The organism is Treponema sp. Marseille-Q3903 (assembly GCF_014334335.1).
GTDB lineage: Bacteria > Spirochaetota > Spirochaetia > Treponematales > Treponemataceae > Treponema_D.
In genome coordinates, this window is record NZ_JACSEU010000003.1 from 65,734 (window position 1) to 81,535 (window position 15,802).

General features: G+C 40.0%; 13 protein-coding genes and 1 tRNA gene. 7 read left to right on the forward strand and 7 right to left on the reverse strand.

Annotated elements, in window-relative coordinates:
- Positions 1-53: 53 nt before the first annotated feature.
- Positions 54-899 carry a YitT family protein gene (locus H9I37_RS11045; protein ID WP_187382781.1) on the forward strand — a complete coding sequence of 282 codons (846 nt, stop codon included), beginning with the start codon at positions 54-56 and terminating at the stop codon, positions 897-899.
- 16 nt (positions 900-915) lie between these two features.
- Here H9I37_RS11045 and H9I37_RS11050 read toward each other — a convergent pair whose 3' ends face one another.
- Complete coding sequence (locus tag H9I37_RS11050; RefSeq protein WP_187382782.1) at positions 916-2,769, reverse strand: M3 family oligoendopeptidase; 1,854 nt, start codon at positions 2,767-2,769, stop codon at positions 916-918.
- Positions 2,770-2,911: 142 nt separating this feature from the next.
- Positions 2,912-2,984, reverse strand: a tRNA-Gly gene (locus H9I37_RS11055).
- 58 nt (positions 2,985-3,042) lie between these two features.
- Here H9I37_RS11055 and H9I37_RS11060 point away from each other — a divergent pair.
- On the forward strand, positions 3,043-3,387 hold the full coding sequence (locus tag H9I37_RS11060) for an MFS transporter (RefSeq protein ID WP_222864242.1): 345 nt from the start codon (positions 3,043-3,045) through the stop codon (positions 3,385-3,387).
- Positions 3,388-3,489: 102 nt separating this feature from the next.
- Positions 3,490-4,128: a GNAT family N-acetyltransferase gene (locus tag H9I37_RS11065; protein WP_187382783.1), complete on the forward strand. Its 639-nt coding sequence runs from the start codon at positions 3,490-3,492 to the stop codon at positions 4,126-4,128.
- 126 nt (positions 4,129-4,254) lie between these two features.
- Here the strand turns inward: H9I37_RS11065 and H9I37_RS11070 are convergent, their stop codons facing one another.
- The gene (locus H9I37_RS11070; protein WP_187382784.1) at positions 4,255-5,100 is read right to left on the reverse strand and encodes a DUF3737 family protein; all 846 of its coding nucleotides are present in this window, start codon (positions 5,098-5,100) and stop codon (positions 4,255-4,257) included.
- An 84-nt stretch (positions 5,101-5,184) separates the two neighbouring features.
- Positions 5,185-5,841 (reverse strand): YczE/YyaS/YitT family protein, encoded by a 657-nt coding sequence (locus H9I37_RS11075; RefSeq protein WP_187382785.1) that lies wholly within the window; start codon positions 5,839-5,841, stop codon positions 5,185-5,187.
- A gap of 191 nt (positions 5,842-6,032) precedes the next feature.
- On the opposite strand from H9I37_RS11075, the gene H9I37_RS11080 reads away from it, so the two are divergent.
- The 3 genes from H9I37_RS11080 to H9I37_RS11090 are packed head-to-tail and all read left to right on the forward strand — an operon-like array spanning position 6,033 to position 7,846.
- Positions 6,033-6,635, forward strand: coding sequence for a TetR/AcrR family transcriptional regulator (locus tag H9I37_RS11080; RefSeq protein WP_187382786.1), 603 nt, complete (start codon positions 6,033-6,035; stop codon positions 6,633-6,635).
- Entirely contained in the window at positions 6,632-7,390 is a 759-nt protein-coding gene (locus tag H9I37_RS11085) for an EFR1 family ferrodoxin (RefSeq protein WP_187382787.1), read from the forward strand. Before H9I37_RS11080 ends, H9I37_RS11085 begins: the two co-directional genes overlap by 4 nt.
- Before the next feature lie 15 nt (positions 7,391-7,405).
- On the forward strand, positions 7,406-7,846 hold the full coding sequence (locus H9I37_RS11090) for a DUF2141 domain-containing protein (protein ID WP_187382788.1): 441 nt from the start codon (positions 7,406-7,408) through the stop codon (positions 7,844-7,846).
- A 78-nt stretch (positions 7,847-7,924) separates the two neighbouring features.
- Here the strand turns inward: H9I37_RS11090 and H9I37_RS11095 are convergent, their stop codons facing one another.
- The 3 genes from H9I37_RS11095 to H9I37_RS11105 form a co-directional block, all read right to left on the reverse strand.
- Positions 7,925-13,291, reverse strand: coding sequence for a chitobiase/beta-hexosaminidase C-terminal domain-containing protein (locus tag H9I37_RS11095; RefSeq protein ID WP_187382789.1), 5,367 nt, complete (start codon positions 13,289-13,291; stop codon positions 7,925-7,927).
- Positions 13,292-13,458: 167 nt separating this feature from the next.
- A complete protein-coding gene (locus H9I37_RS11100) occupies positions 13,459-14,151 on the reverse strand; it encodes an LrgB family protein (protein WP_187382790.1) in 693 nt (230 codons plus the stop codon).
- Positions 14,144-14,527, reverse strand: coding sequence for a CidA/LrgA family protein (locus tag H9I37_RS11105; protein WP_187382791.1), 384 nt, complete (start codon positions 14,525-14,527; stop codon positions 14,144-14,146). The genes H9I37_RS11100 and H9I37_RS11105 overlap by 8 nt, the downstream gene beginning before the upstream one ends.
- Positions 14,528-14,668: 141 nt before the next feature.
- On the opposite strand from H9I37_RS11105, the gene H9I37_RS11110 reads away from it, so the two are divergent.
- On the forward strand, positions 14,669-15,787 hold the full coding sequence (locus H9I37_RS11110; protein WP_187382792.1) for an endo alpha-1,4 polygalactosaminidase: 1,119 nt from the start codon (positions 14,669-14,671) through the stop codon (positions 15,785-15,787).
- Positions 15,788-15,802: the final 15 nt, after the last annotated feature.

Here is a 15,802-nt window from a genome sequence, read left to right on the forward strand (position 1 = left end):
CGGGACTTCTTTTTAGGAGTCCTTTTATTTTTTAAACGAGATTTTATAATAAAATGAGCAAAAAGAAAATCTTTTTTGAAATTGTTGAAATGACATTTGCGACTTTTATCATAGCGGTTGCCGTATTCTTCTTTCTTATTCCAAGCCATGCGGCTGTCAGCAGTATTTCAGGATTGAGTATTGTCCTTTCAAAGTTTATTCCACTTTCCATCGCAACTTTGACATTGATATTGAATGTAAGTCTTCTTATCATTGGTTTTATAACTTGTGGAAACGAGTTTGGTATAAAAACCGTCTATACGACGCTTTTGCATCCTTTTTTTCTGTGGATGTTTGAAAAACTTCTTCCAAATTATACTTCACTGACGGGAGATGCTACTCTTGATGTCGTGTGCTATATTTTTGTTGTCAGCATCGGACTTACAATTTTGTTTAATATGAACGCATCGTCAGGCGGACTTGATATTATTGCAAAGGTTTTAAACAAATATCTTCACATGAATCTCGGATACGCAATGTCTGTATCAGGGATGGCGATTGCTTTATCTTCCGTATTTGCGTATGACACAAAAACTGTTGTGTTGAGCGTGCTTGGAACTTATCTGAACGGAGTTGTGCTTGACAGATTTATCTTCAATAGAAATTTAAAGAGAAGAGTCTGCATTGTATCCGAAAAAGAAAAAGAGATTCGAAAATTCATAATTGAAAATCTGAAAAGCGGGGCGACTCTTTATGAATCATACAGTGCCCGACGAGACAGCAAACATCTTGAAATCATCACAATTGTAGATAAATCCGGATACCAAAAACTTATGTCTTATCTTCAGCAAGCAGACCCACAGGCTTTTATAACTGTTTATCAGTTAAGCGATATGAGATACAACAGAAAAGTTGTCTGATAAATTAAAAGTGATTTCAGTTAGTTGCATCTGAATATTTACAGTATTCTTCAACTTCTTTTGCGTACATTTCAATCCCTGATTTCCAAAATTCTTTCGATGTAATATCAAATCCGGCTCTTTTGCACAAGTCTTCACACGACATGCTGCCCGTTTCGCTAAGCAAAATTTCATAAGTTTTAGAAAAATCTTGTCCTTCTTTCTTTGCACGCTGATAAAGACTTGCGGCGAATAATTGCCCGAATGCATAAGGAAAATTATAGAAATCGAGTTCTGGAATATAATAATGCCCTTTTACAGCCCACATATATTGATGACGCTCTTCATTCAACCCGTCTCCGTAGCTTTTTTCTTGTGCTTCACTCATAAGTTTGCAAAAATCATCTGCTGTGAGTTCATTTGTTTTGCGCGCTTGGAATACTGATTCTTCAAAATAAAAACGACACAAAATATCGACTAAAATCTGGCTTGCGTCAGTTAAATCAAGATCAAGAATCTGCATGTGGTCAAAGCCTGTGCTATTTTTAATCATATCTTGTTTGACGATTGTCTCTGCAAAAGTTGATGCTGTTTCGGCAAGCGTCATAGGATAGTTATAGAACACAGGGTCTTTATCTTTCATGCACGAAAAGTGGAACGCATGCCCAAGCTCATGAGCGAGCGTGATTATGTCGCTGAATACGCCTGTAAAATTTGAAAGTATTCTGCTTTGGTGCCCTTTTGGGAAATCTTCATCATAGGCACCGCCGACTTTTCCTGCTCTGACTTCAGCATCTATCCATTGATTTTCGATTGCATACTTTACAAAGTCACCCATATTTTTGCTGAACGAGTAGAATTCTTTTAATATGCATTCGGTTGCCTGTTCAAAAGTCCATTTTTTTTCAAAAATCGATTCGTTTGCGACTTGGGAAGTTGAGTTTTGTTTTGAAGTACGTGGCGGATTTATTGGTGCAAACAGATCGTAAAAAGCGATGCCCTTTTGTTCTTTAGTTCCTGCTGTCTTGCTTGCAGTAGAGTCTCCTGCCCGAAGAATTGCGGCTTTTGCATGAAAGTATCTACGCCACATCGGAAGTGAATCTTCTATCGCACCGATAAGTGCATCGAGAGTTTCTTTGGAAAGTCGGGAATTGAAAAGCGCATTGTCTATCGCTTCTTTCCATCTGCGTTTTTCATTTAGAGTGATTTTTTCAGCCTTAAGATTGTTCAGAGCGGCTCCGAATGCAATTTTATTTTGTTCGAGCAATGAAACTTCTTTTTCCCAAGAAGATTTACGGAGGTTTGGGTCGGAATCATTTGCGTCGTTTCGGAGTTCGTTGAAAGTTTTTCCGTTCTCGTCATGAAGGTTGCTTATAATCTGCCCTTGAAGAAGGCTCCACGCATTTGCCCCGCTGTGAGACATCTTTGAAGCCAGTTCCTCTTCCGCATTGCTCATCTGGTGTGATTTTCCTTCGATAATCTCGTTTAGGATATATTTATATTCTGTTCTTTTTGGAAACTTTTTATAAAAATCATCTAAGTTGTCTTTGTTGTCTGCTAAAATCGTTGAGAATTTAATTTCAAGTTGCTTTGCCTGCGTGTCGTACTTATCTATCAGGTTGAGATTGTTCATATAGACGGGATTTGTCGTATCTGTTGAATAGACGATGTAAGCGTACGCTCCCAGAGTTTTACGCAAATAAGATTCTTTATTCAAAAGGTCGAGGTAAGAATTGAGCCACGTTGAAAAATCAGTTTTATCTGAATCTAAATGTTTTTGAACTGCGAGAAAAGTTTTCTCAAGCTCTGCAATGTCGTTTTTGTATTCTTTAGAATCTAGAGAAGGGTAGAGCGAATCTAGATTCCATCTTGGAGTTTTTATTTCTTTCATGCATTCAATATAATGATAAATGAGATGTTGATTCAATAGAATAATTTTTTTTGCTGTAAGTTTTGAATAAGTTTTTAAATGAGCGGGGACTGATTATAATTCGAGCAAAAAAAAGCCCATCTGAACGATGGGTTTTGAAAAGAGCGGATGAAGGGAGTCGAACCCTCGTCATCAGCTTGGAAGGCTGAGATAATAAGCCGTTATATGACATCCGCAAATGTAGACTTATAATATCAAAATGATAAAACTCTGTCAACGTCCGGCAGCGGAGGATTGTATAAAATAAAGCAAGCGGATATATACCGAATTGTTGACTACGGCGAATGGAAGACGGGAATTCGTATCGACGGGCTTACAAATTCGGCTGCATCGTTCGGCATGAAAGTCGGAGCAGGACTCGGTTCTGCGCTTGTTGGTTGGGGACTTGCGTGGGCTCACTACGACGGAGCTCTTGGAGCGGCACAGTCTGCATCTACAAATGCCGGAATTAAAGTTATATTTACTGTAGTTCCTATCGTGCTGTTCGCAATCAGTATGATATGTCTTGCATTCTGTAACCTTGATAAAAAACTTCCGGAAATTCACAAAGAATTGGAAGAACGCAAAGCTAAAGCTTAACATAAAAAACACTCTCCACATTCCCTTGAAGTTTCAACTAGAGCCTTCAGGGGTTTTTGTCTGACAAGTTTTGTAAAAAGGAATCATAATTGGGAGAAATTATTGGAAACAGATTATATAATTCGTGTAGAAGAACCAAAAGATTATGCTGTCGTTGAGAATTTGACAAGAGATGCTTTTTGGAATGTGTATAGACCCGGTTGCAATGAGCATTATATTCTTCACTGCTATAGAAACAATCCCGATTTTATTTCAGAACTTTCTTTAGTTATGGAAAAGAATGGGAAAATTATTGGGTATGTAATGTATTCAAAAGCAGCGTTGACTTTTGATAATGGGAGAAAGATTCCCGCATGGACTTTCGGACCTATAAGTATACATCCAGATTACAGACGGAAAGGCTACGGTTTGGAACTTTTAAAATATTCTCTCGAAAAAGCTAGGAAAATGGGAATCGGTTTTGTCTGTATAGAAGGGAATATTGATTTTTATCGTCATCTCGGCTTTTGCATTGCGAGTAAGTTTAATATTCACTATCATGGGGAGCCAAAAGAAGCGGAAGTTCCATACTTTCTTGCATTGGAAATCATTCCTGATTACTTTAAAAAAAATGGAGTTTCTGGCGCAACCTATCATTCTCCGAAAGGATATTGTGTAGCCGCTGAGAATCAAACCGACTTTGCAGAATATGAATCAAGTTTTCCTTATAAAGAAAAGTTGGTTCTTCCTGGCCAATTGTAAAGTTGACCGTAATTGATGTAAAAAGTGAAACCAAAAATACAAGTTGGCAGAAGACGCATTACATATAGGATTCGGGAACAAATACAGTTTTGATGGAGGCAAAGATTTAATGAGGCAATTTAATCTTTAATCGCCTTCAATTATTTTGCATTCTGTTACGGGCACCCTTTCTGCATCGAGTATAACCTCTCCAATTTCGGGAGCTTTTATTTCACCTGATAAAGGATTTTTTATGCTGTCAATTTTGCTGTGAACATCTGCATAAACGGAAGAATTTTCAAACGCTAAATCGCAGTTTTCCATAGTGCAGTTTATGATTCTGAGATTTTTGCAATAGCAAAACGGCTGAGTTCCGATGATTTTGCAATTTATCAATGTAAGGTTTTCCGAATACCACGCAAGGTATTCGCCGTTAATTAAGCTGTCTCGGACTGTTACGTTTTTAGAATGCCAGAAAGCGTCTTTCGTGTCAAAATTAGAATCGGCGATTTCTATATTATTGCAATATTGAAAAGAATATTTTCCCTTCATTTTAAGTTTATCGATTTTGGCATTTTCAACTTCAAAAAACGGATATTCCGAGTCGAGAATCTCTACTTTTGAAACGTTGATGTTCCGCACTTTCCAGATGAATTCGGGAGATTTCACCACTGAATTTTTTATGGTAACGTTATCGCATTCACGGAGCGCTTTGATTCCCATCATCTTACAGTTGTCAATCGTAATATTTTTGTCATACCAAAATGCGGCTCGGCAAAATTCCGTCATCTCGCAATTTGAAATGTTTCCGTCGGTCAGATGCCAAAACGGATAACGCAAATTAAAAAAGCAATCTGAAACATCAAGGTTTTGTGTCTGTTTTGCAAAAGATTCTCCGTCTACAGGACCATCAATGCGGCAATTTTTTATTACAGCATTTTTTACCCCGTACAAAGCTCTCTCCCCGTCAAAACTCATATCTTTATATATCATACACCCTCAAATTTAATAAAATAAACAGAATGCGACAATTTTTTTATTTGCACAGATTTTTATTTGCTCGAGAGCGCTTTTCTCTTAGGAGATTTTTCTCTTGCCGTTTAATATTGGGATTGCAACTTTGTTGTTGAAAAAATCAATCAGTGGTCCCATAAAAAAAGCTGTTATGATTGTTCCTGCTCCGACAATCGTTGGAATTGCAGAAATTTTTCCGCCGCCCAAAATAAAGCAAATAATGCCAAGAAACACGCAGACAAAATCTGTTGCAATTCTGACGTATTTAAACTTGCCCCATTTCCATTTGTTAGACATCACAATCGCAACGGCATCGTAAGTAGAAACTCCGAGGTCAGCAGTCATGTAAAAAGCAGAGCCGAAACAGATGACCACGATTCCTACAATCAAACAGATAATGCGCACAAAAATGGAAGGTTCAGCAATTACTGTCTGCAAATAATTGTGAGTAAATTCTGTGATGTAGCCAAGTAAAAACAGATTGATAAAAGTTGCAATTCCGATGTTGTGCCTATCGACGATGAGGCTAAAAATCAGCAAGATTGCGTTTACAATCACATATAAAGTTCCAAACCGAATAGGAATCAACTTGTCGAGCCCTGCCATCAGAGATTGAAACGGGTCAACGCCAAGTGCCGCAATCTTGAATATACCTACGCTTATGGCACAGATAATAACCCCAAAAAGTGACATACATATCCGTTTAATTTTGATATTCATTTAAACCTCAATCAGTGCATTTATACATAATTTTAGAAATGTTTCAAGTAATTTGCGTATTATGTCGCCACGCAATGCGAATTTTCAAAGTAGATTCTTCACGCAAACGACAAAAAAAATACATATTGACAGTGTCTAGTTAATGATGTATCTTTACAGTATAAAGATTAAAACTTTTGGAGCAAATATTTATGGATACTTATCATCATGAAGATTTAAGAAGTGAATTGTTAGAAGCTGGAATTTCTTTAGTTGCACGTGACGGGATTCTGTCTTGTTCGTTAAGAAAAGTTGCGGCAGAATGTAAAGTTTCCCATGGGGCGCCTTACAGCCATTTTAAAAATAAGGACGAACTTTTAAAAGCTATGCAGGAATATATCACAGAATTGTTTTCTGAAAGCCTTGAAAAAGCACTCAAAGAAATTTCCGGCTCTGAAAATCCGCTATTAAAACTTGGTGAAACGTATTTTAATTTTTTTGTTGATAATCCGAATTATTACAATTTTCTTTTTGGACATGCAAATATCTCTCTTGATTTACGAAATGTGGCGCCATCTGGAACAAATTATAAGCCATACGAAATCTTCAAAAATCTTGTCTTGAGCATTTTAAAGACAAACAGATGCGCTGAAAACAAGCAAAACGATATTGTCATCTCTCTTTGGGCTTATATTCATGGGTTAACTTCTTTGGCAACAATGAAAAACGTAACTTATGACAAAAATTGGAAAGAGAAAATTTGCGATTTTATTTCATTGTACGAATGCAAAGAATTAAAAGGAATAGGACAATGAAAATAATTTATTTTAGCGGAAACGGAAATACAAAGCATTGTGCAAAAGAATTTTCAAAGTTGACGGGAAACGAAAGCGTTTTTTCCATTGAAGATGAAGGTGCGATCCAAGCGATAAAGAAATCTGATTTTTTTTGTTTTGCATATCCTGTGCATTTCAGCAATATTCCTTTTATTGTAAGGGATTTTATCAACAATAATTCTAAGGTCTTTAGAGGGAAAAAAGTTTTTTTGATTGCGACTATGGGGCTTTTTAGCGGAGATGGGACTGGGTGCTCTGCTCGGCTGTTAAAAAAATATGGTGCTGAAATTTTGGGTGGAGTCCATCTAAAAATGCCGGATGTGATTGGAGACGTTGGACTGCTCAAAAAATCACCGCAGGAAAATAAAAATATAATAAAAAATACAGAGGAAAAAATTAGAAAAACTGCCGATTTAATCAATTCAAAAAAATATCCTCAAGAAGGACTTCATTTTTATAATCACATTGCAGGGCTATTCGGGCAGCGCCTATGGTTTTTACGTGAGGCAGAAAAACACAGAAAAAATTTGCGAACTGACGTTGAAAAGTGCACGGGCTGTGCATTGTGCGAAAAACAGTGCCCAACAAAGTCAATTCGCATCGAAAATGGAAAAGCAGTTTTGATCGGGAATAATTGCACGATTTGCTACCGCTGTGTAAATTCATGCCCTCATAAAGCCTTGACGATTATTGGAAAACGAATGCTTGAGCAATGTCTGTTTAAGAATTATTAAAATAAGGAAAAGTTTATGAAAAAGAAGATAACGGTATTATTTTTTGAATTTTTTATTTTATCGATTGCGTTTGCGCATAATATAAAATTAAAAATAAAGTCTGTCGTTTCTGAAAGCGGCGAATGTGATAATTGCGGAAAGGTAATCGTGAGCGTTCATGATTGTGAAGAGAGTTTCAAAACAAAAAGCCCTTTTATGAAACTGGAATTGGTTCCGACTTCAACAGAAATCGAAACTGCCCTTGAATTACCCGACGGCGAATATGCTTTTTGTGTATTCCAAGATTTAAATGGTGACGGCATCATCAACAGCGGTTTTATGGGAATTCCAAAAGAACCGTTTGGCTTTAGCAATTACAGGTCAAAAAGCGTTCCCGGTAATTTTAATAAGCATAAGGTTATCATAGATAAAGACGAAACAATTGTTATTGAACTTTTTACGATGGCGGGTAGGTGAGGTAAAATGAGCAGATGAGGAGAAATAAAAATAGCCGTGCGAGAAACTTGCACGGCTATATATAGACTGCATTTATAATTACGGCGTTTCTTCTTGATATACCGCAGTATTTCCGCTGAGCAAAAGGTCTTTAGATTTATTCCACTTTGCATCCCAACTCGGAAGATCAGGACGACTTGGATTCATTCGCACTGTAATTAGCTTGGTAAAATTCCATACAGTAGAGAATGTCAAAGTGTTTGTCCCGGAATCAAAATTTGCTTTAACCCAGTGGTCACCGTCAGTTCCGTTGAAAATCCAAACATACTGCTTAGCACCGGCATCTCCCCAGTAATTTGGCATTCCTGTAACAGTATAAGTTGCCGGAGTTCCGGCACCGTATGTACCGTCCTCGCCTTTATGCCAAATTGTAAAATTTGTTCCGCCGTAGACTGCATGGTTATTATCGTAGCCGACGCCGGAAGGAGCATATACTCCTTCGGTTCCGATCACGACCACAAGCTCTCCGCTTTTGCCGGAGATTTTTGCCGCATACACGGAATTTTCGGCTTTGAGCACTTCAAGAGGGCTGTCGTATTCTATTCCACACGTTTTACGCAAGTCTATAAGATAATCGATGTGTTGCCGATAAGTTTTGCTTGTGCCGGGAACTGTCGTGTCTCCGATGTACTGCAAATCTCCCGCATGACCGCTTTCCGCTGCCGTAAAGTAATGCTGCCATGCAACGCAAGGAAAGCCCGGATGCGTCAAAATAAAGGAGTAAGCCGTTCCGACATCAGCTGGGTCAAGGAACCAATGCTTTTGTGTGGAGCCGGTATCGTGATTGTCTACAAACGTTACGGCATCATTAGGCTGACTCTTCATTAAACTTGCCTGATCTGCAAGCAAACCGTAATTCCCGTTGGGAATATTTGCTGCATTAGGGCTGGAGCTGTTTCCTGAGCCGAAAACGTTGTTCATAATTCCCTTGAGCGCAAAATCGAATGCTCGAGAACGAGAGCCGCCTTCTTCCGTCTTTTCTACCCAGTTCTTTATCGCATTACCCCAAGCACCGGGATCTGAAGCACTGAATCCGGCTGTAGGCCAGTATTCGCCTACGGAGAATTCGGCAAGCGTATCTCTGTTGTATTGTCCGACGTATTTTCCGTCAAACCCTTTTACAAAGTCGTAACGCCAACCGTAAAATCCTGCCTGTCGTAAAATGGCGTTCATCCATGTTGTGATGCCTTGCTGAACTGCGGGGTTTGTATGGTCAAGGTCGCGGGAAGCTCCATATGATTCTCCGGTGTCAGGTGCGCCTCGCATTTCATTGGGAACTTGACCCATAAGGAGGGGCTCGCTTGTAAATCCTTCGTCATCCGAGCAGATTGCTTTATAGTTTACGCCTTTTACAACGCCCCAATCTGGATTTGTAAAATCACCCCACGAAGTTGTACCGCCGCGGTGGTTTACAACGATGTCGGCAATCGCTTTGCAAGGACTTAACGATGTTATTGCAGCTTTAAGTTCCGCTTCCGTTCCGTAATAGTTGTTCAAGTCATTGATTTCCGTAGGAGCGTAGCCTTCAGATGAATCTGAAGAACTCTTACCCGGCGGCGGGAACCACGCGTAGGCAAACTTATCTTTTATAGCGGAAGCGTTACTATTTATTACATTGTACCATTTGTTCCATTGAGAAGAGTTTCCTCGCGGTGCGCTCGCCCAGTTAAACGCTTGAATCATGACGCCGCCTTTTGGAACTTGGGCAACTGTGCCTTTTACAAATGATTTTGTTGTAATATCTGAGTATCGTCCGTCTTTTTTTGAAACGGCTTTTATAGTTTTACTTTCCGACAGCGGAATTGGTGAATTATATTTTTGACTTGAGGAAGTCGGGTCTGTTCCGTCGGTCGTATAATAGATTTCCGCACCGGTTGTTGCACACGTAATTGTTACGCTCGTTGTTGAGGCAAACGGTGTGTTTCCGCTGATGACTGGGGCCGCTATCTGTTCCGGTAGAGAAGATGTTAAAACTCGTTTTAGAATAACAACAGACCAAGGAGCTACGCTGTAACTTCCGGAAATAGAAGCTCCTTTGTCCAAATTCCAACAGTTGAAGTCTGTTTCTGCCCAGTTTGCCGTATCGGCCAAGCGCACCCATGAATATCCGCTTTCAGTCGGGATTGCATAGTTCACGTTTGTCGTGTACATATTCATAAACACGAGGTAGTCGCTTCCTTCTAAAATCGAGCTTCCTTTTATGCGAAGCCAAACACATCGGTCGCCGTCGGATAGATTGTCCGTTCCGTTTTCTTTCTTAAACTCGTAAGTAACATTGTAATCAGTTTGATTGAGTGCCGGTTCGCTTGCGCGCAGCTTCATCATATATTTGGCAAATTCAAAGTTGCCGTTTTTGTTTTTTGTATTGCCGAATGTGCCGAAGTTGTTGTGATACGTCTCGCCCGTGCCGCCGGTTGCAATCACGTGCGGAGAAGCTGTATTTATCATGTTGTAGTTGTTCCACGTTGCAACGCTGTCGATATTATACGGATTGTTGTTGCCGTTCTGCGTGCGTCCGAACTCATCGCCGTAGACAATCATCGGAACGCCGCGGCTCATCATCTGAACGGCGATATAATTGCGTGCAGCCTGACGCTTGTCTTTTTGCTCTGTGCCGAATCCTAACGTGTTTGTGTCGCCGTTGCCGCCGTCGCTCGGACCGAACGGCCAGTTTACTTTATCATTCTGATAGTTTCCCGCACCCTGATAACTGCACAAGTCGGCAAGAGTAAAACCGTCATGCGCAACAATAAAGTTTACGGATTTATGAGGACCGCCTTCATTATTAAAATGGTCGTAATCTCCGTAGATAAAGTCGTTTGCTTTTCCGCGACTTCCCGTTCCGATGTAGCTTCTGATTTCATCGCGGTATCGTCCGTTCCAGCCTCCCCATCCTTGCGGGAAGTTTCCGACTTGGTAGGAATCACTGCCGCAATCCCAGCTTTCGGCAATCATCTCTACATAGTTCTCATTGCCGAGCTGGACTATCTTTTTAAGCGTGTCAGAATTTTGATTGTAAACCCAGTCTCCGGCGGAATTCTTTTCGCGTCCCAGCACGGTTGCAAGGTCAAAGCGGAATCCGTCGACACCCATGTCTTTAATCCAATATGAGAGCGAGTCCAAAATAAATTTTTGTACAACCGAATTATCGCACTGCATATTATTACCGCAGCCGGTAGACTCCCAATATGATTTTTTATCGGTAGTCAGGCTGTAATACGTGCTGTTATCGATGCCGTGCATAAAGGTCAACTCAACAGTATCAAATTTGCCCGTACCCCATAGTCCGCCTTCGCCTGTATGGTTATATACAACGTCAAGGTAGACTTCCATTCCGGCTTCATGGAATTTGCTTACCATCTCCTTAAACTCTTTTGTAGGACCGCCTGCACTCTTATCGCTTGAATAGCGGCGGTCAGGCGCAAAAAATCCGTAAGTCATGTAGCCCCAGAAATTTCCGCCGGGCGCATCATCCGGATTTGCATCGTTGTCTGTTTCGTGAACAGGCAAAAGCTCTATCGTGTTGATTCCAAGCCCTTTAAGATACGGAATCAGCAATGCTGCACCCGCATAAGTTCCTCGTTTGTCTTCAGGAATGTTGGAAACAGAGCCGAATCCGTCAAACCCGCTCAAAATTGTATTAAGATTTGCAGATGAAGGGTGTTTTGTGATACCGCGCACGTGCGCTTCATAAATCAATGCTTTTTCTTGAGGGATATTAGGTTTAGTGCCAAAAGAAGTATTGTCCTGTATGACATATCCTTTTGGAGCATATTTGCCGGTGTCAAAATTGCGGCGCGGCATGCTTTTATAATTATCACTGCCTGTGCCGTACATCTTGTTGTCTTGTCCGCTTCCAAGTGCGATCGGATTTGATTTGTCATGCGTCATTTCGCGCGTATATGGGTCAAAGAGCACTTTGTTCGGGTTAAAACGGTTTCCGTCAGCGTCGACATCGCTTATAAATCCTTTGTCGCTTCCTCCGCGTGCCCAATTCTCATTGAACGTCCAGTTCGGTCCCCAACAGCGGAATGCGTAAATTGTTCCTTTCGGAGCAGATTTGATTTTTGCACGCCAAATATCGTCAGTGCCTTTCTGCATCCAATAGTCATATTTCGCATTGCTTCCGTACGCATTTTCATAAATTTCAAGGAGAATTTTAGAAGCATTTGCAGAATAAAGTGCGAAAGTCGTCTCGTCGCCTGAAATATGCGCACCGAGTTCCCAACTCTCATTTTTCCAATTTTCTTCTCCGGCTGGACTGAATGCGCCGCTTGTAGGATGCATTTTTCCCAAACCTGCAAGGACAAATTCGCATTCCAAAATATCAGATTGCACTAAACCTGGTTTGAGTGCAAACGCTTTTAATTTTGTGCCGATAGAAACGGTGATTCCTGCAGTTGTGTATTTTGTGCTTGTGTCAGTCGGTGCAGAGCCGTCAAGAGTGTAGTAGATGTCGGCATCGAGAGGTGTTTCGCCGTCAACAGTGCGGCAGTTTAAGTATACAGTTTTATGTTCTCCTGTGATAAGCCCAAAATAAGTAAGTTCGCTGCCATCCGCATTTTCAAGGCGCGGATTTGGCGTTTTCAGCGAAATGCTTCCCACGTCCACAGATTGCCCTTCGCTGACTGAGATTTGCTTGTCATACAGGATTGAGTTGTTTTGAATTATGTAAAAAGTCCACGTGCCGGGGGCAACTCCTGAGATTGTAGCCGGCGAGCCTGATGTCATTCCTGTAAGTTTTCCCGAAGCTCCGTCGTTTACGTGTATGCTTACGTCGGAAAGTGTAGACATCGAGGTAAAACTCACAGTGCCGCCGTTTAATTTGTATGACGCTTGAGGTTGTATCGTCTTATTTTTGATATCTTCGGCGAGGGCTTTTGTGTTTATCAATCCCGGTTTTACGCCGGATGGTAGATGGCTCTTTACCTCGTCTACTGTCAAAGAAGAAACGTCAAACTTTTTCTGTATAAGTTCGTAAAAGACAGAGCCGACGGCAGATGAAGCATATCCTACAGTAACTGTTGTTGTCTCGCCGTCGTTTATATCGGCAACAGCGTATAGAGTTGTGCCGTCAAGGTTTTCAAGAACGCTTTTAATCGTCTTTTTTGCACGGACGAGAACGACGCGATTTTTGCCAACTGGAATTCGTTCCATGGCAACTCCGCTCGCGAGCCCTGTTGCGTCAGATAAACAAATGTCGGCCATTTCGAATCCGCTGACAGTTATTGAACAGTTTTCCAGTGCAGAGCCTTCTTCCGGCGTACCGCTGAATTTGACGGTCAAATTGCCGTAACCGGTTTTTGCTTTTTCAGGAGTTTCTTCCTGAAAGGAGTGATGACAGCCAAAAACGCCGATAGAGGCAACGGCTACCAGAACAGTTAAAAAACGATAAAATTTTTTCATCTTTTCTCCTCACGCAGATAATACCGCAAATTATAACATGCCATTTAAACTATGTAAAATTTTCTCCCTTGTAGGCAAGATAAAGAAAGCGCTGCTGCTTATAGAATTCTTTTTGAGTCGAATATTACAGAATATTTGTCACGTGGAGCTTAAGGTTTTCAATTCACTTACAAAAATTTTGCAAACATGGAACTTCCTGCTACTGTAAAAATTCCTGTAACTACGATAGAAAGGCTACTCATCGCTCCTTCTATCTCTCCCATTTCCATTGCCTTTGCTGTCCCGATTGCATGACTTGCAGCACCGAGTGCCAGCCCTTTTGAAATCGGTTCCGTTATTCTAAATATTTTGCAGATTGTTTCGCCGAATATATTTCCGAGTACGCCTGTAATCACAATCACTGCAACTGTGATTGTAACGTGGCCTCCGAGCTCTTTGCTGACATCCATTCCTATTGCTGTTGTAATCGATTTTGGAAGCAGAGTGACGTACTGAGAGTGAGAAAGACCCATAATTTTTGAAAGTATAAAAATCGTAAAAAGGCTTGTGAGCACACCCGATATTATGCCGAATATCACTGCTTTCCAATTTTTTTGAAGCAAATGAATTTGTTCGTAAAGGGGGATTGCCAGACAAACTGTTGCAGGTGTTAAAAACCAGCTCAGATATTTTGCGCCTGCTTCATACGTTTTGTAATCGGTTTTTGAAAATATAAGGAATAAAATCGTCACTGCGATAGAAATCAAAAGCGGATTTAAAATTGCGAGTTTTAGATAGCGCTTGAGCAGATTTCCTATTTCGTACGAGAGGATGCTCAGTGCAACTCCTATAAATGCCGACTGTGTAAAAAAATCATTCATCTTTTGGCTCCTCTGAATCTGATTTTTTTGACTTTCTAAAGCGGATAATGCTTTGCGAAACGAGCCCTGTTGCCGCCATAACTGTAATAATTGTTACAACAGTGATTATGATGATTGGAATCAAAGCCGGACGAAGAACGTCCCAAGAAGACATCAAGCCGACTCCCGCCGGAATAAACATAATCGGCATTATTTCAATTAAAAATTTTCCGACGTCTTTTACGTGTTCAATTTTAATGAATCCTGTCATCAGACACACAAACAAAATCAGCATTCCGTAGATGCTTGCAGGGATAGAGACAGGAATCAGTTCTTTGAGAATTTCTCCAATCAGAGAGATTGTAATTATAATTAAAAATTGTCTTAAATATTTCATAGTTATAAAAAGATAAGTCAAAATAATATTATGCAAAGGTTTTGTCAATGTTTTGAAAGTTTAGAAAATGAAACTCCGTGTTTATAGAAAAGAATAGAAGTAATCTCATATTTTTATTAAAATAAAGGTGTAGGAATTGTCATGAGATTAAAGATTTTTAATATTCTGTTCTTTTCAGCTTGTGTAGTTTTCGTATGTTGCATAGTTTGCTGCTGCAAAAGCAATCAAAGTTCTTCCGATAAATCCGAAATCAATTATCGTGCGGAGATGAGGCTCTTTGTAGAAAAGATTTCCGATTTTGCTAAGAATAAAAATCGGGCTTTTAATATAATTCCGCAAAACGGGACAGAAGTTGCGTGGGACAAAAACTGCTTTAATCAATGGGATAATCCGACAGACGAAGAGCTTGCCGATTTTGACAAAACTTATCTTAAGGCAATCGACGGAATTGGGCGAGAAGATATGTTTTATTCTTCTTCAATATTTGATACAAAAAATAAAGATGATACGGAATCCGAGTATACTGATTATTTTCTAAAACTTATAAAACCGTATCAAAAAGAGGGTATTGCTGTTATTTCTGCCGATTATGCGGGAAGCACTTGGGGGATTGTGGATTCGTACACAAAAAATGATAGGGAAGGGTTTATCGGATTTGCCGCACCTTATAAAAATCTGAATTTAATTCCTGAGCTTGATTCAAAGTTCAGCCTGCTTCGTCAATATTATCCGAATAAAAGCAATCAGAAAGATATAAATAAACTGACCGATGCGAAAAATTTCCTTTTTTTATTGAACGCAGAAAATTATATGAAAGGCGATTCCTGCGGAAAAAATGTAGTCTCTGCACTGCAAAAAACTGATTATGATATTTTAATTATCGACCCTTTTATCGACGCTGCGGCAGGCATCACATATTCTTTTTCACAGATAGATTCGTTGAAAAAAAAGGCTTCCGGTGGCAAAAGGCTCGTGATAGCTTACTTAAGCATTGGAGAAGCCGAAGCGTATCGCGATTATTGGAAGACATCTTGGGTTACTTCAAACGGTGTCCTTACAAAACAAGCTCCTTTTTGGCTCTGTGAACTGAATTTGGATTGGGCAGGAGAGAATCCTCAACTTGAAGGAAACTACAAAGTAAAATACTGGGATTTTGAATGGCAAAAAATTGTCTTTGATTACCTTGAAAAGATTGTTGCGGCAGGCTTTGACGGCGTTTACCTTGATATAATAGACGCTTTTGAATATTTTGAAAAATAAAGACGCAGCAAAAAA